The organism is Bradyrhizobium sp. AZCC 1721 (assembly GCF_036924715.1).
GTDB lineage: Bacteria > Pseudomonadota > Alphaproteobacteria > Rhizobiales > Xanthobacteraceae > Bradyrhizobium.
On record NZ_JAZHSB010000001.1, the window covers coordinates 4,186,160 to 4,207,095 of the forward strand.

21 protein-coding genes and 1 tRNA gene are annotated in these 20,936 nt (G+C 61.8%); 11 read left to right on the plus strand and 11 right to left on the minus strand.

Features of this window, described 5'->3' with window-relative positions; all coding sequences use genetic code 11:
- Positions 1-7: 7 nt before the first annotated feature.
- Positions 8-220, plus strand: a complete 213-nt coding sequence (locus tag V1273_RS20035) for a DUF2842 domain-containing protein (protein WP_057844248.1) — start codon at positions 8-10, stop codon at positions 218-220.
- 1 nt (position 221) lies between these two features.
- Here the strand turns inward: V1273_RS20035 and V1273_RS20040 are convergent, their stop codons facing one another.
- Positions 222-1,274 carry a polysaccharide deacetylase family protein gene (locus tag V1273_RS20040; RefSeq protein WP_334412244.1) on the minus strand — a complete coding sequence of 351 codons (1,053 nt, stop codon included), beginning with the start codon at positions 1,272-1,274 and terminating at the stop codon, positions 222-224.
- Between the two features lie 131 nt (positions 1,275-1,405).
- On the opposite strand from V1273_RS20040, the gene V1273_RS20045 reads away from it, so the two are divergent.
- Entirely contained in the window at positions 1,406-2,596 is a 1,191-nt protein-coding gene (locus tag V1273_RS20045) for a GNAT family N-acetyltransferase (protein ID WP_334410642.1), read from the plus strand.
- A 120-nt stretch (positions 2,597-2,716) separates the two neighbouring features.
- Here the strand turns inward: V1273_RS20045 and V1273_RS20050 are convergent, their stop codons facing one another.
- Positions 2,717-5,011 carry a GumC family protein gene (locus V1273_RS20050; protein WP_334410643.1) on the minus strand — a complete coding sequence of 765 codons (2,295 nt, stop codon included), beginning with the start codon at positions 5,009-5,011 and terminating at the stop codon, positions 2,717-2,719.
- 284 nt (positions 5,012-5,295) lie between these two features.
- On the opposite strand from V1273_RS20050, the gene V1273_RS20055 reads away from it, so the two are divergent.
- The 3 genes from V1273_RS20055 to V1273_RS20065 all read left to right on the plus strand — a co-directional run bounded on the left by V1273_RS20055 (position 5,296) and on the right by V1273_RS20065 (position 9,441).
- A complete protein-coding gene (locus V1273_RS20055; RefSeq protein WP_334410644.1) occupies positions 5,296-6,429 on the plus strand; it encodes a glycosyltransferase family 4 protein in 1,134 nt (377 codons plus the stop codon).
- Between the two features lie 139 nt (positions 6,430-6,568).
- Positions 6,569-8,083 (plus strand): undecaprenyl-phosphate glucose phosphotransferase, encoded by a 1,515-nt coding sequence (locus tag V1273_RS20060; RefSeq protein ID WP_334412245.1) that lies wholly within the window; start codon positions 6,569-6,571, stop codon positions 8,081-8,083.
- Between the two features lie 110 nt (positions 8,084-8,193).
- Positions 8,194-9,441, plus strand: a complete 1,248-nt coding sequence (locus tag V1273_RS20065) for an O-antigen ligase family protein (protein ID WP_334363049.1) — start codon at positions 8,194-8,196, stop codon at positions 9,439-9,441.
- A 31-nt stretch (positions 9,442-9,472) separates the two neighbouring features.
- On the opposite strand, the gene V1273_RS20070 is transcribed toward V1273_RS20065, so the two are convergent.
- The 3 genes from V1273_RS20070 to V1273_RS20080 form a co-directional block, all read right to left on the minus strand.
- Complete coding sequence (locus tag V1273_RS20070) at positions 9,473-10,648, minus strand: saccharopine dehydrogenase family protein (RefSeq protein ID WP_334410645.1); 1,176 nt, start codon at positions 10,646-10,648, stop codon at positions 9,473-9,475.
- Positions 10,649-10,785: 137 nt separating this feature from the next.
- Positions 10,786-11,568, minus strand: a complete 783-nt coding sequence (locus tag V1273_RS20075) for a DUF169 domain-containing protein (RefSeq protein ID WP_334410646.1) — start codon at positions 11,566-11,568, stop codon at positions 10,786-10,788.
- A gap of 72 nt (positions 11,569-11,640) precedes the next feature.
- Positions 11,641-12,441 (minus strand): YdcF family protein, encoded by an 801-nt coding sequence (locus V1273_RS20080; RefSeq protein ID WP_334363052.1) that lies wholly within the window; start codon positions 12,439-12,441, stop codon positions 11,641-11,643.
- Between the two features lie 155 nt (positions 12,442-12,596).
- Here V1273_RS20080 and V1273_RS20085 point away from each other — a divergent pair, with 155 nt between their 5' ends.
- Positions 12,597-13,538 (plus strand): acetamidase/formamidase family protein, encoded by a 942-nt coding sequence (locus V1273_RS20085; protein ID WP_334410647.1) that lies wholly within the window; start codon positions 12,597-12,599, stop codon positions 13,536-13,538.
- A 19-nt stretch (positions 13,539-13,557) separates the two neighbouring features.
- Here the strand turns inward: V1273_RS20085 and V1273_RS20090 are convergent, their stop codons facing one another.
- Positions 13,558-13,935 carry a GrlR family regulatory protein gene (locus tag V1273_RS20090; RefSeq protein ID WP_334363055.1) on the minus strand — a complete coding sequence of 126 codons (378 nt, stop codon included), beginning with the start codon at positions 13,933-13,935 and terminating at the stop codon, positions 13,558-13,560.
- 260 nt (positions 13,936-14,195) lie between these two features.
- Between V1273_RS20090 and V1273_RS20095 the strand changes: the two genes are divergently transcribed.
- Together V1273_RS20095 and V1273_RS20100 are read left to right on the plus strand one after the other, a co-directional pair.
- Complete coding sequence (locus V1273_RS20095) at positions 14,196-14,396, plus strand: hypothetical protein (RefSeq protein ID WP_057845825.1); 201 nt, start codon at positions 14,196-14,198, stop codon at positions 14,394-14,396.
- A gap of 43 nt (positions 14,397-14,439) precedes the next feature.
- Entirely contained in the window at positions 14,440-14,910 is a 471-nt protein-coding gene (locus tag V1273_RS20100) for a GcrA family cell cycle regulator (protein ID WP_334410648.1), read from the plus strand.
- A 74-nt stretch (positions 14,911-14,984) separates the two neighbouring features.
- Here V1273_RS20100 and V1273_RS20105 read toward each other — a convergent pair whose 3' ends face one another.
- From V1273_RS20105 to V1273_RS20120, 4 genes are all read right to left on the minus strand, one after another.
- On the minus strand, positions 14,985-15,953 hold the full coding sequence (locus tag V1273_RS20105; RefSeq protein ID WP_334382013.1) for an SDR family oxidoreductase: 969 nt from the start codon (positions 15,951-15,953) through the stop codon (positions 14,985-14,987).
- Between the two features lie 151 nt (positions 15,954-16,104).
- The gene (locus V1273_RS20110) at positions 16,105-17,010 is read right to left on the minus strand and encodes a dihydrodipicolinate synthase family protein (protein WP_334363059.1); all 906 of its coding nucleotides are present in this window, start codon (positions 17,008-17,010) and stop codon (positions 16,105-16,107) included.
- 316 nt (positions 17,011-17,326) lie between these two features.
- Positions 17,327-17,992, minus strand: a complete 666-nt coding sequence (locus V1273_RS20115) for a hypothetical protein (protein WP_334382012.1) — start codon at positions 17,990-17,992, stop codon at positions 17,327-17,329.
- Between the two features lie 17 nt (positions 17,993-18,009).
- Positions 18,010-18,579, minus strand: a complete 570-nt coding sequence (locus V1273_RS20120; RefSeq protein ID WP_334382011.1) for a hypothetical protein — start codon at positions 18,577-18,579, stop codon at positions 18,010-18,012.
- A 305-nt stretch (positions 18,580-18,884) separates the two neighbouring features.
- Here V1273_RS20120 and V1273_RS20125 point away from each other — a divergent pair, with 305 nt between their 5' ends.
- Positions 18,885-19,013 carry a hypothetical protein gene (locus tag V1273_RS20125; protein ID WP_334363062.1) on the plus strand — a complete coding sequence of 43 codons (129 nt, stop codon included), beginning with the start codon at positions 18,885-18,887 and terminating at the stop codon, positions 19,011-19,013.
- Positions 19,014-19,044: 31 nt separating this feature from the next.
- Here V1273_RS20125 and V1273_RS20130 read toward each other — a convergent pair.
- Positions 19,045-19,122: transfer RNA gene (locus tag V1273_RS20130), tRNA-Pro, on the minus strand.
- A 212-nt stretch (positions 19,123-19,334) separates the two neighbouring features.
- On the opposite strand from V1273_RS20130, the gene V1273_RS20135 reads away from it, so the two are divergent.
- Together V1273_RS20135 and V1273_RS20140 are read left to right on the plus strand one after the other, a co-directional pair.
- A complete protein-coding gene (locus V1273_RS20135; RefSeq protein WP_334410649.1) occupies positions 19,335-19,676 on the plus strand; it encodes a hypothetical protein in 342 nt (113 codons plus the stop codon).
- 85 nt (positions 19,677-19,761) lie between these two features.
- Positions 19,762-20,679: a hypothetical protein gene (locus V1273_RS20140; protein WP_334410650.1), complete on the plus strand. Its 918-nt coding sequence runs from the start codon at positions 19,762-19,764 to the stop codon at positions 20,677-20,679.
- The last annotated feature ends 257 nt before the right edge of the window (positions 20,680-20,936 follow it).

A 20,936-nucleotide genomic window follows, 5' to 3' on the forward strand; every position in this document is an offset into this window, starting at 1 on the left:
ATCCGACATGACGATACGCACCCGCAAATTCTTTGGAACCCTCGCTTTGCTGGTGCTGGTCGTGGTGTGGTCGCTGTTGGGCATGACCATCGCCCAGACGCCGTGGCTGGCCAGTTCAGGCCTGCTGCAGGCGATCTTCTATGTCGTGGCAGGGCTTGGATGGGTGCTGCCGGCGATGCCGATCGTGAGCTGGATGTCGCGGCCCGATCGCGCCGCTTAGACTAGACCCAATTGTCCCGGGCCGGCCTGACCGCGGGAAACATCATCCCTGACAGCAATACCCGCATCGTGCGCAGCGAACCCTGCCGGCCGTCCCAAGCGATTCGGGGCAGTGCGTGCAGGTTGGTGAACCCCCTGGCCTCGACGACGGCTGGGATCGTCGATACCGCGCTGGCGAAATCTGCCTCCTGCGCCATCACGACATGCTCCGGGCGCCAGGATTGCCGGTCGCCGAACGGATAGGCGAAATGCCTGACGGGCTGGCGCAAGGCCGTCTCCGCAACCGCCTTGCCCATCGTCATTTCGCGCTGCGCGTCCGCCCCTTTCAGGTTGGACAGTGTGGAATAGTTCACCGTTGCGCTGCCGATCGTCACCAGCGGATCGGCGGCGAGCTTGGCCAGATCGTCCCAATCCATCGAGGCGGCGCGCGACAGCGCCGCGAGATCGACGGAGTAGCGCGTGCAGAGGTCGTGGATCGCGAACGAAAGATCCGGCGGCGCCAGCGTCCGCATCCAGTTCGCGAGAAATTCGAACGTGTCGTGCTTCTCGGACGTGCTGCCCGTTGCGAAACGCCGTTCCTTGCGGTCGATCACCAGGCTGATCCGATCCTCTCGCGCGATCATCTCTTCCAGCGCGAGCCACCAGGCTTCGCCGAGCCCATCCGGAAACGCGGTGGGCAGGTAGATGGTGAAGGGCGCGCCCTGCTTCGACAACACCGGATAGGCCTGCGTGATGACATCCTTACAGCCGCCGTCGAACGTCAGGCAGGCAAACCGGTTGGCCCTTGGCAGCGTGACCGCCCGCCGGCACACCTCGTCCATCGTGATCAGGTCGAAGTTCCAGCGCTTCAGCGCACGGATCGTCCGGTCGAGAAATTCTGGCGTGATTTCACGCCACCGATTGGGCTGAAACGGCCGGGAATCCCGCGGACGCACGCGCTCGAACCGCAAAATGACGCCGGCGCCACCGCGCTGCCGCTGCTTCAGCCTGAAATAGCCGCTGAAATAGGCGAGCTCCATCCCGGCCCGCCGCAAAATTCCGAAATCCGACGCCAAACGTACCGCCCTCACCATGCGGTCGCGCTGCCCCCGCCGCGCCCGCATCGTATTACCCTTTGTTGACATTTCCCTGCGAAGGTCGGCCAAAGCCGAAATTGTAAACAAATTCATATAACACGGGCTCTGCGATGACCATGGCTGCCTCGATTGAAGGCCGGACGGCGGATGCAGATGGGTGGTCGAAGGCGAGCCGTATCGCCGGCATCGACATCGTCCAGGACCTCGCCGCGGCCGAAGCCGTCTGGCGCAACCTGGAAGGTGGGCAAACCTTCTTCACGCCGTATCAGCGATTCGACTTCCTCAGCTCCTGGCAGCGGCAGGTCGGCGCGCGCGAAGGCCTCGTTCCCTTCATCGTGATTGCCCACGACGCGGAACGCCGTCCGCTGGCGCTGCTTCCGCTCGCACTCAGGCACGCTTATGGCGCGCGCTGCGCCAGTTTCATGGGCGGCAAGCATTCCACTTTCAACATGGCGCTGTTCGATCGCGATTTCGCCGCAAGCACAACGCGAGCCGATCTCGAAGGCCTGATATCGGCGATATCGCAGCGGTCCGAAGCCGACGTCCTCGCGCTGCACCAGCAACCGGTTCGGTGGCGCGATCTGCCCAATCCACTTGCCCTGCTGCCGCATCAGCCGTCCGCCAATGATTGCCCGCTATTGGTGATGGAGCCTGGCGCCGCGCCCGCGGCGCTTGTTAGCACCTCGTTCCGGCGTCGCCTCAAGGGCAAGGAACGCAAGCTCCAGTCCTTGCCCGGCTATCGCAGTCATATTGCGTCGTCAGAGGCCGACATCACCCGGCTGCTTGACTGGTTCTTCCGCGTCAAGCCGCTGCGGATGGCCGAGCAGAAGCTGCCGAATGTGTTCGCCGATCCCGGGATCGAGGAATTCGTCCGCAGCGCCTGCACCGCGCCGCTCGCCGGCGGCAGGCACGCCATCGACATCCACGCGCTGGAATGCGACGAGGAAGTGATCGCGATCTTTGCCGGCGTCGCCGACGGGCATCGGTTCTCGATGATGTTCAACACCTACACGATGTCGGCGAATTCAAAGTACAGCCCCGGCCTGATCCTGATGCGCGACATCATCGACCACTATGCCGCACAGGGTTACCGCGCGCTCGACCTCGGAATCGGATCGGACGACTACAAGCGGCTGTTCTGCAAGAGCGACGAGCCGATCTTCGACAGCTTCATCCCGCTCAGCCAGCGCGGCAAGCTTGCCGCCAGCGTCATGTCGGGCCTCAACCGCACCAAGCGGCTGGTGAAGCACAATCCGGCGCTGCTGGAGATGGCGCAAAAGTTGCGCAGCGCGTTTGGCTAGTCTAGGCAAACGCTCTCACCCGTCATTGCGAGCGCAGCGAAGCAATCCATTTCGCCGCTTGCGGAGGCATGGATTGCTTCGTCGCTGCGCTCCTCGCAATGACGTGGCTACATCACCCCCTCACGCCGCGACCACACGTGGACCCGGCTCGACGGCATCGGAAGGCTGACACGGTCCGCTCAGCATCGTCACCTCAAAGAAGCCGACCGCCTTGAGCTGATCGCACATCAGCGCGCGCGCGTCCTGCGCCATCGACGCTTCGGGCACCACGACCGCGCGCGCCTGCGACGTCAGGAGTTCGGCCGGCAGATCGGACGCGGTGCCGGCATCCAGCAGCACATGATCGTAGACCCGCAGCAACGCGTCGATCGCAAGCGTCAGCCGCGGTGACTGAAGCTGCGCACGGTCGAAGCTGGGGCGTCCCGCGCTCACGAGATGAACGCGCGACAGCCGGTCCTTGGTGATGATCTGCGCAAACGAGGCCTCGCCCTGCATCAGTTCGGCAAGCCCCGGCGCCACCGGATCGACCGACGCCGCCGTCATCGTCGGCGAGGACGCCACGAGATCGACGACCACGATCTTTGCCTGCTGCGCCATCAGCCGCGCCAGCGTCAGTGCGGTCTGTGTGATGCTCTCGCTCGATGCCGTGCCGAGCACGGTGACCTTGCGCGCCGCGGGGCCTGCGCCAACCAGATCATCAGCCAGTTGCTCGATCTCGCTGTCCCCTGCCGCAGCATCCATGTGAGGGGCGTCGGCATGCGGCTCATTCAACGTTGGCTCTGAAACGTGATCCGCTTCAGCGAGGTTCGCCACAGGAAGCTCGGGCGCGATCGCCGCCGCACGTACCGGTTCCGGCGCAGAAGCCAAGACGACTTCGGGCACGACTTCGGGTACGATTTCGGGTGCCATTTCACGCACAACGTCCGGCGGAGCAGCACCGGGCGTCCGCGGCGCGGTCATGCGTAGCAATTCACCGGTCGCGATCGCGCCCGAAGTGAGCAGCAGGGTCGCCAGTGTCGCGATCAAGATGATCGGCAGCTTCTTCGGATAGGCCGGGGTGTTGGAAACGGTGGCACGGGAGATGATGCGACCGTCGGCCGGCGCCGCCTCGATATTCTCGCGGGTGTTGGCCTCGCGGTACTTGGCGAGATAGGATTCCAAGAGGTCCCGCTGGGCCTTGGCCTCGCGCTCGAGCGCGCGGAGCTGCACGTCCTGGCCGTTGGTCGAAGAAGCCTGTTTTTTCAACTGATCGAGGCTCGCCGTCAGGCCTTCAACCCGGCCGCCGGCGATGCGGGCGTCGTTCTCCAGCGAGCGAGACACCTTGCCCGCCTCCTCGCGCAACTGCCGATCGAGATCGGCAAGCTGGGCCTTCAATTCCTTGATGCGGGGATGACCGCCGAGCAGCGTCGAGGATTGCTCGGCGAGCTGCGCACGCAGCGTCACGCGCTGCTCGGACAGCCGGCGCACCAGTTCGGAATTGAGCACCTCGGAAGCCTCGATCGGCTTGCCGCTCTGAAGCATCTCCTTGATCAGCCGCGCCTTGGATTCGGCGTCCGACTTCAGCGCGCGGGCGTTGTTCAACTGCGTGTTGATCTCGCCCATCTGCTGGTTGGACAGCGTGGTGTTGTTGGTGCCCACGAACAGGCTCGACTTGGAGCGAAAATCCTCGACCCGCGATTCGGCCTCGGCCACGCGCTTGCGCAAGTGTTCTATTTCGCCCGAGAGCCACTGGCTGGCGGACTTCGCTTGCTGCTGCCGCGCGTCCTGCTGCAGCACCAGGTAACCTTCCGCGATCGAGTTGGCGACACGCGCGGCGAGTTCGGGATCGCGCGACTGGAATTCAATGACAATGACCCGCGACTTGTCGACCGCATAGGCCGTGAAGCGCTCATAATAGGCTTCCAGCACGCGCTCTTCCGGCGTCAACGAAAACGGATCGCGCCCGATGCCGACCAGCGCCAGCAGCGACTTCAGCGGCGACAACCCCTGCAGCACCGGATCGAATTCCGGACGCTCGGCAAGCTTGTTCTTTTTGATGATCTCGCGGGCCAGATCGCGCGATTGCACCAACTGCACCTGGCTGGTGACGGCCTCGGCGTCGAGCGCACTGCGCTCCTCGTTGCGCTCGCCGTTCGGCCGCAGGAAAACGTTCTCGCGCCCGTCGACCAGGATGCGTGCTTCCGACTTGTAGCGCGGCGTGATCATGTTGACCGCGGCCAGCGACAGCACCAGCGCGAGCAATGTCGGAACGATGATCCAGCTCCGCCTGCGCATCAACGCCTGACCAAGCGCATGCAGATCGAGATCGCCGGAATCAGATGCGGCGACGGGCTTCGGCGCCGAAGCCACAGGCCCTGCCATTGCCTGCTGCACCACCGGCTTGTCCTTGCCTGCGCGCCAGAACGCCAAACGCATCGCACACTCCCGTGGACGCAACTATCGGTCCACTCGACAGGGTCGATTACACTTCATTATGGTTGCCGCTGGGTTAATTTGCCTTGTCTGCGCGCCCGAGCAGCACCTCGCGCGCGCAGTCATTTTTTGTTAACCATCAAAGCCCTTAATCGCGGCATACTTTTCCAGGATACCTGTAATGCGAGGCATGCTCGCCCCTATTCCATATCTGATGGCTGCGCTGACGCTTGCGGGCTGCCTGACCCCGACCGCGCAGGTTCCGGTCGCATCTGAAGGCGGTCTCGATGCCTGTCGTTGACGGTCGGCCGCTTCGTATCCTGCACGCGACGCGCGCGCCGGTCGGCGGCATCTTCCGCCATATCCTCGATCTCGCCAACGGCCAGGTCGACCGCGGCCATCACGTCGGCATCATCGCCGATAGCCTCACCGGCGGCGAACGCGCCGAGCAGGCGCTGGCGGAAATCGCCCCGCGCCTCAAGCTCGGCGTTCACCGCACCGCCATTCGCCGCGAGCCGCTGCCGTCCGACTTTCTGGTGTGGGCCCGGTTCCAGCGCATGATGCGCCAATTGAAGCCAGACGTGCTGCACGGTCACGGCGCCAAGGCCGGCACCTTCATGCGCCTAAAGACCGCTTCCCGCGACAGGATCAGGGTCTACACTCCGCACGGCGGCTCGCTGCACTATCCGCTGTCGACGCTGAAGGGCAACATCTATGCCCGTGTCGAACGCGCCCTGATGAACGATACCGACCTGTTCCTGTTTGAAAGCGCGTTTGCTCGCAACACCTACCAGCGCACCATCGGCACGCCGAAGGGACTGGTGCGATGCGTGTTCAATGGCGTCACCGCCAGTGAATTCGATCCCGTCGTCAAGGCGGAGGACGCCACCGACCTGATCTATGTCGGCGAGTTCCGGCACATCAAGGGCGCCGACCTTCTGATCGATGCGGTAGCGCGGCTGCGCGTCAACGGCCGTCCGGTGACGCTCACGCTCGCAGGCGACGGAGAGGAAAGCGAAGGCCTCAAAGCCCAGGTCGCGCGGCTAGGCCTCGGCGAGGCCGTGCGCTTTATCGGCCACGTCAAGGCGCGTTACGGCTTCTCCAAGGGCTCGCTGCTGGTGGTTCCCTCCCGCGGAGACTCGATGCCCTACGTCGTGATCGAGGCGGCGGCCGCCGGCATTCCGATGGTCGCCGCCAATGTCGGCGGCATCCCCGAAATTTTCGGCTCCCATGGCGATGCCTTGTTCGCGCCGAGCAACGCCACCGCCATGGCCGATGCCATCGAAGCCGCGCTGAAGGATCCGGCCGCGACGATGGAGCGGGCCAAATCGCTGCGCGAACGAATCTTCGAGCATTTTTCGCAGAAGGCGATGGTCGAGGGCGTTGTTGCCGGCTACCGCGAGGCGTTTGCCAATCGTTAACCGAAAATTACCAACGTAACTGTTTCTTCCGATTTGTCCCGTAAGTCCGTGGTGTGGGGAATTCCGCACCGGCGGGCACGTTGCTGTGTGCCCGCTCAAGAACGGACGTGGACCAGTGGAACCGATTAACGCACGCTCGATGCTCGATGCCGCGGCGAACGCCAGCGCCGATCATCCGCAGATCGAACGGCGCCGCAGGCTGTCTCCGGCGGCGCTCGCCGTCACCAATCAGAAAGTTGGCCGCGCCTATTCGCCAATCGTGATCGCAGGCGTGGTTCGCGTGATCGATTTCGCGATGTTGAGCGCGATCGGCACCGCGCTCTATTTTGGTTACGTCGTGCCTCTCGGAGGCCTTTCCTGGGAATTTCTCGCGGCGATTTTCGGCATGGCGGCAACGGCCGTGATCTGCTTCCAGGCGGCCGATATCTACCAGGTGCAGTTATTCCGTGGCCTTCTTCGCCAGATGACGCGGATGATTTCATCCTGGGCATTCGTGTTCCTGCTGTTCATCGGCGCATCCTTCATCGTGAAGCTCGGCAGCGAGATTTCGCGGCTGTGGCTTGCGGCGTTTTTCGTGAGCGGCCTCGCGGCGCTGGTCACGGAGCGTGTGTTCCTACGCTCGCTGGTGCGCCGCTGGGCCCGCCAGGGCCGGCTCGATCGCCGCACCATCATCGTGGGCGCGGACCAGAATGGCGAAGAACTCGTCCAAGCGCTCAAGACGCAGGACGATTCCGACATCCATGTGCTCGGCGTGTTCGACGACCGCAACGACGACCGCGCGATGGACACCTGCGCCGGCAGTCCCAAGCTCGGCAAGGTCGACGACATCGTCGAGTTTGCGCGCCGCACCCGCATCGACCTCGTGCTGTTCGCACTGCCGATTTCGGCCGAGACGCGCATTCTCGATATGTTGAAGAAGCTGTGGGTGCTTCCAGTCGATATCCGCCTTTCGGCCCATACCAACAAGCTGCGCTTCCGTCCCCGCTCCTATTCCTATCTCGGCAAGGTGCCTACCCTCGACGTGTTCGAGGCGCCGATCACCGACTGGGATCTGGTGATGAAGTGGCTGTTCGACCACGTCGTCGGCTTCGTGATCCTCGTGCTGGGGCTGCCGGTGATGGGGTTGGTCGCGCTTGCGGTGAAGCTCGATAGCCCGGGGCCGATACTGTTCCGCCAGAAGCGTTTCGGCTTCAACAATGAGCGCATCGATGTCTTCAAGTTCCGTTCGATGTACCACCATCAGGCCGATCCGACCGCCGCCAAGGTCGTGACCAAGAATGACCCGCGCGTCACCCGCGTCGGGCGCTTCATCCGCAAGACCAGCCTCGACGAACTGCCGCAGCTCTTTAACGTCGTGTTCAAGAGCAATTTGTCGCTGGTAGGGCCCCGCCCGCACGCCGTGCAAGGCAAGTTGCAAAGCCGCCTGTTCGACGAAGCCGTCGACGGCTATTTCGCGCGCCACCGCGTCAAGCCCGGCATCACCGGCTGGGCGCAGATCAACGGCTGGCGCGGCGAAGTCGACACCGACGAGAAGATCCAGAAGCGCGTCGAGTTCGACCTGTATTACATCGAGAACTGGTCGGTGCTGCTCGATCTCTACATCCTGCTCAAGACGCCGATCGCACTGATGACCAAGAGCGAGAACGCGTATTGAAGGATCGCCAGCCGTCATTGCGAGCCAACGGGCGGCGCTTTGCGCCGACCGTTGGCTCGCTGTGACGAAAGCAGCGGTTCGATTGTTCTGTTGAGTTGCGTGAGTATGTAATGTCGTATGCGGCGACAGCCGGGGGATCGCTCCCATCGATAACGGCCGCGCCCGGCGTGCTCGCGCTGCAGCGCGCGCTGGTTTGGCTGGTGGGTGCATCCATCGCCATCGTCTTCATCGAGCCGAGCCCCTATGAGCTGGCGACGCTTGCCGCCTCGGTGATCTTCTTCGCAACGGGCGCGCGGATGCGGCTGGTGTTCATGCCGCTGCTGTTGCTCTTGTTCCTGCTCAACCTCGGCTACAGCATCAGTGCGGTCGCCGTCATGGATCGGCCCAATGTGCCGAGCTGGATTGCGACCTCCTGGTATATGGCGATCACGGTCCTCTTCTTCGCGATGGTGATTTCCGAGGATACTGCGGCGCGGCTCGACATGCTCCGGCGCGGCCTCATCGTCGGCGCGATGATTGCGGCGCTCGCCGGCATCGCGGGTTACTTCAATCTCGTCCCCGGCGGGCGCGACCTGCTGACGCTGTATGACCGCGCCCGCGGCACCTTCAAGGACCCGAACGTGTTTGGCGCGTTCCTGGTCCTGCCGGCGCTGCTCGTGCTGCAAAGCGTGGTCACGGACAAATTCGGCAAGGCGTTCCGCAGCGCGATCGTGTTTGGCATCATATCGTTGGCCATTCTCCTGGCGTTCTCACGCGCTGCGTGGGGCATGCTTGTCATCACCTCGGGCTTCGTGCTGGCATTGATGGTGCTGACCAGCCGCTCGCAGTCGCAGCGCTCGCGCATCATCGTGATGGCGCTCGTTACCGTAGTGCTGGCGGCCGCCCTGGTTGCGGTGCTGCTGTCGTTCGATTCGATTGCGCAGCTATTCAAGGAGCGCGCCAGCCTGGACCAGAGCTACGACGAAGGCCGCTTCGGCCGGTTCGGCCGGCACATCCTCGGCGCAGAAATGGCGCTGGGTCTGCCATTCGGCATCGGACCGCTACAGTTCACCCGCTACTTCCCGGAAGACACCCACAATTCGTACCTGAACGCGTTCATGTCGGGCGGTTGGCTCTCCGGCGTCTGCTATCCGGCGCTGGTCTTCGTCACGGTTCTGACGGGCTTCCGGTATGTCTTCGTCCGCGTGCCCTGGCAGCCGGCCTATCTGGCAATCTTCGCAGCCTTCCTCGGCACGGTCGGCGAGAGCTTCATCATCGATACCGACCATTGGCGGCACTTCTGGATGATGCTGGGAACGATGTGGGGCATGTTCGTCGCCGCCGAACGCTGGAAGGCGGGTGCCGATCCGCGCTCATAGTGCCGACGACCCGTGCGACTACAATCCGAGGCTATTGCTCCACCGTGAACGTCAACCCAGCGTGATCAACCAATCGCTTGATCAGCTTGTGCTGCATCGCTGCACCCGGCGTCCAGATGCCGGCCGGGACATCGGGCGCGTCGCGCAGCAGGCAGATCGCGCATTCGGAGATCATCTTCGAGGTCGAACCGTAGGGATCGCGGTCGCCTTTCACGGATGCACGGACTTGGCCTCCATCAGGCGCGATCGCGACATAGAGCAAATCGTAAAGGCCATTTTCCCGCTCTTCCTTCGACGGCCCCTCGCCCGGCTTGCGTGCATTGGGGCCGGTCTTTTCGTTGTTCGCAGCCATCACAAGCTTCGCGTTCGCTTCTCCCTGATCGCCGGGACCGGTCAATACCATCTCGTCGTAGACGAACTCGCGGCCGTACGGGAATCCCATAAGCATGTTAGAGCGATGAACGTTGCGCGTGTTGATCAAGGCCATCATGAAAGGCGCGGCCCAGGATTGAAGATCTTCTTCGTAAACCGGCTTGTTACCGCGCGGCTGTCGCACGCCGCTGAATCCCGGTGTGAGCGCAAAGGGATCGTTCAGGATGGAGATGAGGCTGAGATCCTTGGCGACAGCATCGAACGTCGCCTTGGCGCTTGCGGCAGTACCGCCAGAGAGCGTGCCGCGCATATCGCGCACCCGACCTTTGACGCGAGAGGCGGGCACACCCAACACGCGCTTGGCCTCCGTCTGGACGAAGAACGCGCCAAGTTCAAACGGTAGCGAGTCGAAGCCGCATGAGAACATGACGCGCGCCCCGCTTGCTTTCGCCTGCGCCTCGTGCGCGTCGATCATTTGACGCATCCAGATCGGCTCGCCGCAATAGTCGAGATAATCGGTGCCAGTTGCAGCGCAGGTGGCGACTAGATCGCTTCCGTAAAGCTGATATGGACCGACACCCGCAATCACCGATTTCGTCTGCTCCACCATCGCCTTCACCGACGCAGGATCGGCCGCATCGGCCACGATCAGCGGCGTATCGGCAGCCGCACCGATCGCGTCACGGACGGCAGCGAGCTTGTCCTTGCTGCGACCGGCCATCGCCCATTTCAGGCTCCCGTCACCTTTGTAATGCTCGGCGAGATATTCGGCGACGAGTTGGCCGGTGAAACCGGTGGCGCCGTAGACGACGATGTCGAATTTCGAAGAGTTCATTCTGGATTCCCTGCTGGTCGATAATTATCGCCGTCATTGCGAGGAGCGAAGCGACGAAACAAATCCACTCTCGCCTTGCCGCACCATGGATTGCTTCGCTGCGCTCGCAATGACGGCTTCGGCTGCATTTCGCAAGCCTATTTCTTTCCGTAGGACACGCCCATCCCGGCGCGCACGTCGGCCTGAATGCCATAGGGCGCGATCGGATAGCGCAGGCCGTTCTTCGCGAGCTGCTTCATGCCTACGATGGCCTTGGCAAGATGCACCGGCTTGAGCGCGATCAGCATCTCCTCATCAGGCACGCCGCCGTAACGCCGTTCTGCAAAGCACGGCAGCGAGAGCGACGGCTCGCCAGTCTTCAGCGCCCTGCCCCAGGAATCCGCGCAGGCGGTCTCGCCGACCACGCCCCATTCGAATTTCTTGTATCCGGTATATTGCAGGCCGTTGATCAGAATGATCATCTGACCGGGCGTTGCGTAGACCAGACAAATATCCGGCGGATTGAGCCGCCCGCTGGTGAGCGGGCTCACTGCCATTGCTTCATACTGGCCGAAGGGCACAACGTCGAGCGCTTCCTGACGCTTGCGTGCGTCTTCGGCGGTGCCATGCCAGACGCCGACGTAGTTTTCCCCCGCGAGCCACTTCTCGTCCTGCGGAGCAAGCCCGATCACCGCACGGCATTGCGCGCCGACCAGATCGTCGCCGGTGATGCCGACGGTCCAGCCGAGCCGCGAAGCCATGCTGACGATCTGGTCGGTGGTATGCACCGCCGAGGGACGCCGGATTTTTGGAATTGCCGTCATCTGCTCGACGCTGGCAAACATCTTGATACCGATCACAGTCGTCTTTAGCCGTAGCAGGCTGTTCAGGTCGGCCACCATGCCGGCCAAATCGAGCGTTCCCGGCATCTGCTGTTGCATGGCGTCAACTCCCAAATCGGCGCGCTTAGCCGGCGCCTGTCCTTCGATTGTAGCCCGGCTGGCTGCCCGCTGCTACTTTGCCGGACCCGGCAACAACTCGTCGATCTTGCCGGTTGCGCGGTAAGCGATCAGGCCCATCCATTCGCGCACCGCCACGTCGGTCCGTCCCAGTCCATCGATCGCGATATTGGTGAAGTCAAATACGTCGTCACGTCCGCCGACCCGCCAGTCGACGGGATAAGGTTCGACCGCAAATCCCGCCTTCCGGAACAGGCCGATCGATCGCGGCATATGGAAGGCCGAGGTCACCAACAGCCAACGCTCGCCTTCCTTGGGCGCAAGCAGCGCCTTGGAGAATTCCGCATTCTCCTGCGTGTTGCGGGAACCCCGTTCCATGATCATCCGCGACTTGTCGATGCCGAGGCTTTCGAAAATGGCGCCAGCGAAATCGGCTTCCCTGGCGTCGTTCCAAATCAGATTCGCGCTGCCGCCGGAGAAAACAATGCGCGCCTTTGGGTAGCGGTGTGCCAGCGCGGCCGCCGCGATCAGGCGATCCGGCGAGCTGCGCACCACCGGCCTGCCGTGCGCAGTGGAAAGATCGGCTTCGATCGACGCGCCGAGCACGATGATGCCATCAGGCGCGCCGCGCGCCCCGTCCCATGGCGGAAAGCGCTGCTCCAGCGGATAGAGCAGCAGGTTCCCGAGCGGCGACAATCCGCAAATGACGAGCAGCAGAACGGCTGCGATCACCAGTTTGCGGCCGAGCGATGCAAAGCGGGTGAACATCAGGATGGCGCCGACGAAGCCTACGCCGATCAGCAGATTCGTCGGTAACAGCAGAAAGCCGAGTGTCTTGGAGAGGACAAAAAACAAGGCAAGCCTCACGGATAAGCAAACTCGTCATACGCGGGCTTGACCCGCGTATCCATCCTTCTTCGCAAAATGCCCATTTGGAAAATGATCGATTGCCGGATCAAGTCCGGCAATGACAAATTGAACATGACATTCCCGGCAAGAAAGCCTTTCGCATGCCCCATCATCACCTGCATTCCAGCCCCGAAACCTGCCACTGGGGCTTCTTCGAAGCCAAATTGAAGCCCGTCCTGACCATCGCCAGCGGCGACGAAGTCACCATCGACACCGTGACCGGCGGCCCGGACGTTGTGCCTGATCGCAGCAAGTTTCACGTACCTCCCGAGCTTGCCGACATTCACGCGCGAAGCGAGCGGATGCTGCCGGGCCACATTCTCACCGGCCCGGTCGCCGTGGAAGGGGCTGAGCCCGGCGACGTGCTGGAGGTCGAGATTCTCGACGTCCAGCTCCGGCAGGATTGGGGCTACAATCTGATCCGTCCGCTGGCGGGGACGCTACCCGACGATTTTCACGAAACGCGGATCCTGAACATTCCGCTCGACCGCGAGCGGATGGTGGGACGGATGCCGTGGGGGCTCGATCTGCCGCTCAAGCCGTTTTTCGGCGTGATGGGCGTGGCGCCGCCACCCGCCTGGGGCCGCATCACCTCGCTGATCCCGCGCGCGATGGGCGGCAATCTCGACAACAAGGAGCTGGGCGCCGGCGCCAAGCTGTATCTGCCGGTGTTCGTGCCGGGCGCGCTGTTCTCCTGCGGCGACGGCCACGGCGTGCAGGGCGATGGTGAAGTCTGCGTCACCGCGATCGAGACCGCGCTGCAGGGCCGCTTCCGTCTGACGCTGCGCAGGGGCCTGCGGCTCGCCTATCCCCGCGCGGAAACGCCTGACCATTACATGACAATGGCGATGGACCCCGATCTCGATCAATGCGTGGTGCGGGCGTTGCGCGACATGATCGTGCTGCTCGGCGAGAAGCGCAATCTGTCGCGCGAGGATGCCTACACGCTCTGCAGCCTCGCCGCCGATTTGCGCGTGACGCAAACCGTAAACGGCTCCAAGGGCATTCACTGCATGATCGCGAAGGCGGTCGTGCACGGCTGATCGGACGACCTGCGCCTCTTCAAAAAGGAGAGCGCAGCTTCAACCGCGCGTAGAACAATACGCTGGTCTTTCCGACCAACGCAGTCCCCTGCACTTGCGCGCCATCGGCGGCGTACGACCCGCTGAAGCCGCAAGTGACTTCGCGCCCGCCGAACAGCGGCAGCGCGCCAACCGATTTCGTGTGCTCGTTGGTGATCAGTTCACCGCGCCACTTGCCGCGATCTGCGGTGTAAGAGCCGGTGTAATAGAAATACGAGTCACCGCCGGCGATCTTGCCGTCGCGCAGCACAATCACGCCGTGCGCGCGGCCATGCCCGCCGTCCGTCATCTCGATATGAATGGTGTAGAGACCGTTCGTTACCGTCATTGCGCCCTTGCCGCCGTCCCAGGACATCATCGGCATTCCCTGCAGCACGAAGCAATGGGGAAATGGCCCGCACGGCTGGATCGTTTCGCCGCGCCTGTAACCGCCGTTAAGACTGCCGCGCGCTGCGCGTCACGGGCGCTTTGGTTAATCCACAAACCCGACTTCGACTTTTGATATGTTTTTTCAAATGGATAGAAAGCTATCCACAAGTCGTTTGACTCATGTGTGTAAAACTAAATAGAGTCGAAATAGTAACTTTTCAGTACAGCATTTAAAAGTTAGCGTTCTCCATGGCTACAGAAAAAGCCGAAACCGACCGCGTTCCCGTGACCTTGGCGCTCTCGACCATCGCTTATATGGAAAGATTGGTGAGACAGGGCACCCACGGCACAAGTGTTCCCGGCGTTGCAAGGACCCTGATCGAGGAAGGCATTCGGCTCGCCATCAAGGATGGGCTGCTTGCAATCCGCGACAACGGCAAGACGTCCTGACGGGAGCAACGCGGCGGTTTTCACAGAATGTGGAACCGAGAAAATGCTTACGAATATACCGACCTGGACCACCGATCGCGTCGAACTCCTGAAAAGCCATTTTGAAGCCGGCCTCACCTGCCGCGAGATCGCGGCCAGCATCGGCGTCAGCCGTAACGCCGTGATCGGCAAACTCTCGCGCCTGCAACTGACGCGCGGCCCCGCCCCCGCCGAACCGCGTCCGACCAAGGCTGCCAGGGAGCGTTCGCGGAAATCCATTCCCCGGTTGCAATATCAAATACTGCAGGCCGTTTACGAAAACGCGCAGCCGCTGCAAGAAGAGCCAATCGCCAGCAACCAGCGCTGCTCGCTGCTCGAACTCAGCAACGAGCGGTGCCGCTGGCCGATCAGCACGCCAGGCGCAGAGGATTTCTGCTTTTGCGGCAATACGCCGGTGGAAGGCATGCCCTATTGCTCGGGCCACACCCGCCTCGCCTACCGCCCGGGTTCGCGTCAGCGCGTCTCGCGCGCGTGAGCGGCATCAGTTGCCGTGAAAGCACGTCCAGAATGCAGAGCTTCGGTTCTGATTCCATCAGAACCGATCGTCCACTAACCGAGCCGCCAGCCGACCTCTTCCGTAAAGCTCTTGAAGAACTCCGGCGTGTAGGCCTTCTCCGGGGCCTGCCGTACCCGCTCGTCGAGCTTGTGCGCATCGTCGCCGACGAGAATCCGCCAGCGCTCGGCCTTGACGCCGTCGAGGATGATTTTTGCCGCAGCCGCCGCCGTGGTCGGCGCCTCCTCGCGGAAAGAGCGCGCGCGGTCGAGCGCGATCTTCTGGATATCGTCGTCCGACATCGGCGCGGTGTCGATGCCCATGCCCTTCAGGCGCTGCCGGGTCGCCAGGATCTCGTTCGGGCTGAGTTCATCGGATTCCGAGCCGCTCTGGATCTTGCGCGAATTGGCAACGATCGAGGTGCCGATATGCCCAGGCATCACGACAGAGCATTTGATGTGCGGGGCGTTGAGCCGCAGATCCGTCATCAACGCTTCGGTAAAGCCTTTCACTGCGAACTTGGCGGCGCTGTAGGCCGTGTGCGAGGCACCCAGGCCCACGGATGCCCAGAAGCCGTTGACACTCGATGTGTTGATGATGTGGGCCTCGTCGGCCTTCATCATAAGCGGCAGAAAAGTGCGAACACCGAGATAGACGCCGCCCCAGCAGATGTTGAAGGTGCGCTCCCATTGCTCGCGCGTGTTGGTGAACAGGCTGCCACCGCCGCCGATGCCGGCATTGTTGAACAACAGATGGATCTTGTCGGTCGCCTGCTGCTCGATCAGTTCGTCACGGAAGCGCTGCAGATGCGCCTCGATGGAAACGTCGGCGACATGGGTGGTGACGCGCAGGCCCCGCGGCAGCCTTTCCGCCTCGCACAGCCGCTTGGTCTCGGCCGTCGCTTCCGGCGAGACGTCGCACATCGCGACATTGCAGCCTTCGGCCACGAGCTGACGCGCGAGCTCGCGGCCCATGCCCGTGCCGCCCCCGGTGATCACGGCGAACTTTCCGGCAAAATCCTTCATTGAGACGCTTACCTCGGTTTTCAATTTTTGAGTTGGGGCCCTCATGGCATGGAGCCCGTGCGGAACGACAGTAACAGGTGGGAGCTGCCGGTAAAGCGGTCCGCGAGACGGGCGGCTCGATTGTCTTACAGGGCGTTTTCGCGCAGCGGAATTACTCTGCTGCCTCGCGCGAGCCGCCGAGCGCGCCCAAACCCTCCAGCGCCTTCCGGATCGCGGCCTGCTGCGCGGGCGATGCTTCCGGCATCGGCGCGCGGGAGAATGTCGTCGGCAGCCCCTGCAACGACTGCGCATAGCGCGTGCATGCCGGCAGATTGTCCGAGACGATCACGTTCCACAGCGTCAGCAGTTTCTTGTGCAGCTCTAGTGCGCGAGCGTGGTTGCCTGCCTTGACCACATTCCAGAGCTCGACGGAAGCATGCGGCGCGGCGCTCAGGATCGCCGCGATCGAACCATGCGCGCCGAGCGTATAGGACGGGTACATCAGCGCATCGACCGCGCTGTAGATCAGTTTGTCCGGCGCCATCATCATGAGGTCGGCAAACAGTTTCAGATCACCCGCACTCTGCTTGACGCCGACGATGAGCGGCACCTCGTTCATGATCCGCGTCAGCAGCGCTGGCGACAGATAGGACCAGGGCACGACGTTGTAGATGATGATCGGCATACCGGTTTCGTCGGCCATGCGGCGGAAATGGTCGACCATCGCCTGCTCGTCCGGCTTGAACAAATAATGCACCGGCGTCACCTGCAGCGCTGCAACATCCATGTCGCGCACGAGCTTGCCGCGCCGGATCGCATCACGGGTGGAATCGACGATGATGCCGGCGATCACGGGCGCGCGCCCTTTCGCGGCCTCCACCGTTGCCGCCACCAGATCACGATATTCCTCGTGATCTAGCGTATGCCCCTCCCCGGTCGAACCGCCGGCCGCCATGCCGTGGCTACCGGCCGCGATCAACCAGTCGACCTGGGGAGCAACGAGTTTGAAATCAATCTCGCCGTCCTTTCGGAACGGCGTCGTCATTGGCGGTATCACGCCGGTGGGGCGCATTTTCATGGCCTGCCCTCGCTGTTTCCATCCGGTACGTGCGGGCGTATCTCCCGCTTTCGCAAACCAAGCCTACCGAAGGTCGGAGCGGCGATCCAGTTGCGGAATCGACACGGCAGAGTAGCGGAAACGCCGCGTCTGCATTTGCGCGTGGTCTCGACCCGCGGGGACCACATGCCGCGTTCCCGGCGGTCGGCCGGCTGAGGCAAGCCTATCGAATGTCGAAGCAGCGTTTCCAACGTCAACGCTGACGGTCAGATCGGCGATAATGCATTGCGAGCCGATGCAGGGCGCACTTCACACATTTCGAGCTGATCGTCTCGGGTCAGTGCTTGCAGATGTCGCGGGTTGCTTGCTCGCCGCGCATGACCTGCATTATTTCGGCCGGGGCAAAACTGCCGAAATCGCCGCCCACAAGCGTACCGTAACGACGGTGGTTCTTGAGCATGAGCAATAAGCGATCGCTGACATTTTCGATGTCGCGTGCGTCGCTGGCTGATATCGCCGGCTTGCCCGCGGAAGCGCTGGTCTGCTTCGCGTAGGCAAAGAACTTTGTGGTGGCTTCTACTGCCGCTGCGCGGTTATCAGGATCGCAGAGTTCGCGATCATCCAGCGCGTAAATGCAGCTCGCCAATTGTCCCCATGTGTTGGCCAGATTGAGTGTCTGATTTTCGGACCAGCGGTCTGACTTGCCAAGCATAGAGGAAACGTTTGCCTGCATACTGCCGGCCTTCAGGACGAAGTACGCCGCGCTCGGCTCCATCTTGTTGGCGTCCGGACCGAGGTCCATCACTTTGAAGATACAGCTTCGCACCACCGGCGCGGTTTCCGGCCGCCCGATACGACTGGTGTCGGCGAACAACGAAACACTGGGCCCGACCGAGACGAAACTTGACATCGCACTCGTTACTTTCGGGCCCCAGATCCACCCGCCGACCACGAGGAAACCTCCGATGAAGGCCAGCATGAGGGTGAGAGCCTGACGGATCAATTTTCAAGCTCCCGCTGCTAAGCCCTGGGGCAGTTGTCGGTCGCGCCCTTGTAGCGATCGAGCATCGGCTTTATTGGCGCCGGGACGGTCCAGCCGAAATCCGCGGTGATCAGGCGGCCATTGCTGGCGTCCTGCATCAAGGCCGCGTTGATCGCGCGATTGCGTGGACTGTCCCAGAGATCTCTGACCGTCGACATTTCGGATTCGCCATATCGCTTGGCGGTATTCATCATCTCATCGAATTTCGCAAAATAGCGACCGATGTAATCGACGATGTAGGCGCGATTGTCCCGCTCGCAGACCGCGTTCGGGTGCGTGACGAGATAGCAGTTCAGCGCCGCCGTCATCTCTTTCGCGCTGGTGAGGTCTCGCCAATCGACGCGATGCTTGTCGGTCGAAAGCTTCGGGAGCTGCCCGTCCCTTTCGAGATGTTCAAGCGCGGGGTAACACGCCTCGCGTATTTTGGCCGCTTTCCACTCGCCCATGCGTTCGCCGCCCGGCAGGTAATCCCCGGAATGGCCCAGGACGAAGTAGTTGATCAGGTTCACACCTAGAAATATGCCGCCTAGAACAAAGGCTGCACGCATCAAGAAATTCATGGCCTCACGCACCTGCAGAGGTTGCAATCGGCTCTATATAGCGGCGTCCGGATGTGCCGGGAAGGTTGGCATCAGTTCGATCTGCCGGTTGGGTTAAGCCGGACTTACTACCTGCCGGCATGCCCCAAGATGCCGCGCGTCTCCGGCCCGTTGGGGATGCGCAGGTATCGAGCTTGGTTGGGTCATGAGAGCCGTGGGGGACTATTTCGCGGTCAGCGTCGCTTGAACCTTGAGCGCGCGGCAGCGACCTACATACCGGAGGCAGTATCAATAAAAACGAACAGGAGGCCGCCATGACCCAGTGGCGCGATACCATGGTTGATCGACCGGAAACGAATGGTGCGGCCTATTTGACGGGCTGGACAGTCAGCGGAATAGCTGTGTTGGGGACCATTGTTGCCGTCTGGGTTCTCGGCATCTAGCAGCGATCACAATCGCCACCCGTGAAAGAATTGGTCGGAGCGAAAGGATTTGAACCTTCGACCCCTAGTCTCCCAGACTAGTGCGCTAACCGGGCTGCGCCACGCTCCGATGCCGTAACGGCTTTGATGGAATAGGGAAATTCTGCCCCACGCGCAAGCCGGGTTTCGGCCGTTTGTGAACATAAAGGACACGAAAAGCACGCTCGGGACCGAAAAGTCCCGGAAAAGTCCCGGACTAGGTTCGCGGCCTGTTCTGGATCGGGCTTACGTGACCTATGATTGTTCCATTGGGAAGGGCGAACGACCGGGAGGGGCAATCCGATGTACAAGGCCATTTTGGTGGCAGCACTGGTGGCGGTGAGCACCGCAGCGAGCCATGCCGTGTTTTTCACGTATTCAGAATGGGCCAGAATGCCCGATAACTTGCGGGCCGTGTACATTTCCGGGTTGTACGACGCCCTCATATCGTTCGTTGACAACGATTCGGGCGAGAAAGTCGCGTTGCACTACCAGACGTGCATTTCGCGCGCGAAGATGCAGAACGCTCAATTGGCCGAAAACACCCTGGCTTATGCGAAGTCTCGTCCCAATGTTCAATCAAGTGGAGTCGGTGGTGCGTTGATCGGCTATCTCATTGAGCTTTGCGGCAAGCCGCCACAGTAAACAGCCACTTGGAGCCGTCCCAACGGGACAACGATAACTGGCCAAGGGGATTCCTTCCCCGGCCCCAAGGGAGCAGTGTGGGAGGATGCGTGATTTAGAGCCGGTCTCGTTTATGAAGGCCGTGACGGAAATGCGGCACTTCATCGTTACTATCGAGCGCATCCCGAACCAATCGGCCCGCGTCGGTGAGGACGACAGAGCCAAAATTCTCTCACCGCTTATCAACGAACTGATAGGCGCGCTAACGAAGGTTGAAGCCCGCTCCGCTTTAGCGAGCGCCGCCAGACTCAGACTTAACATCGAGAACGGGAATTCCGGCCTGACTTACGAGGCCGTCAGAAACACCTTGTTAGATATCGAAAGCCGTTTCGCCGATCACCTAAGCGATATCAAGCTGTTTGTCCTTAATTGGCAGGAGGCTTCCCTATTCGGGCCAGCCGACAACGTTCTAGGCAATCAGCGCCCCATCGAAGGGTTTTCTCGCGCATATCCGAACGCTGCGTTTGAGATCGAGGAAGCCGCAAAGTGTATCGCGCTAGAGAGATATACGGCATGCGTTTTTCATTGCATGAGGGCACTAGAGCACGGCATCAAGGCGCTGTGCGCGCTACTTGGTGTTCCAGACGTAACAAAGCCAGCCGAGAAGAATTGGGGCGCAATTCTCAAAGCGATTAAAGAGAGGATTGACGAGAAATGGCCCGCGAAGACTCGCCTGCCAAATACGCGAGGCGCAAAGATTGAAGCGCTCTACGCTACCTTGGACGCGATTAAGAATCCTTGGCGTAACGCTACCATGCACGTCGAAAGTATATACGCCCCGCATGAGGCCCTGCACATCGCGAGGTGTACGGGTGTGTTCTTGATAGAACTGATGAAGCACTGCGACGAACACGGCATAGTCACGGAAGAGTCGCCCGCTCAAGCTTCGGTTGGCGAAGCGATAGTCGAAACCAACACTGTTGCTGAACCGTCCACTCCCTTGCAGCCAGCCACAGAAAAATGAAAAGCATCCTGCCGTTCCAACCACCCTTCCAACCGCTTCCAACGCCTTCCAACGATGGGTTCGCTCTCTCCCCCTTATACCCCCGGGCCGTTGGAAGGAACGGCCCCGGTCGGAAGACCGGGCCGTCCTGTCCAACGGCTAATGAGAAAGAAAGCCGAGCCGCGTGGGCGTGTACTCACAAATTTCGGGATTGTCCGCTTCCTGAGGTAGGGCAGACATCGCCCTGACCGGCCGGGAACATCTTCAAATGACCCGTA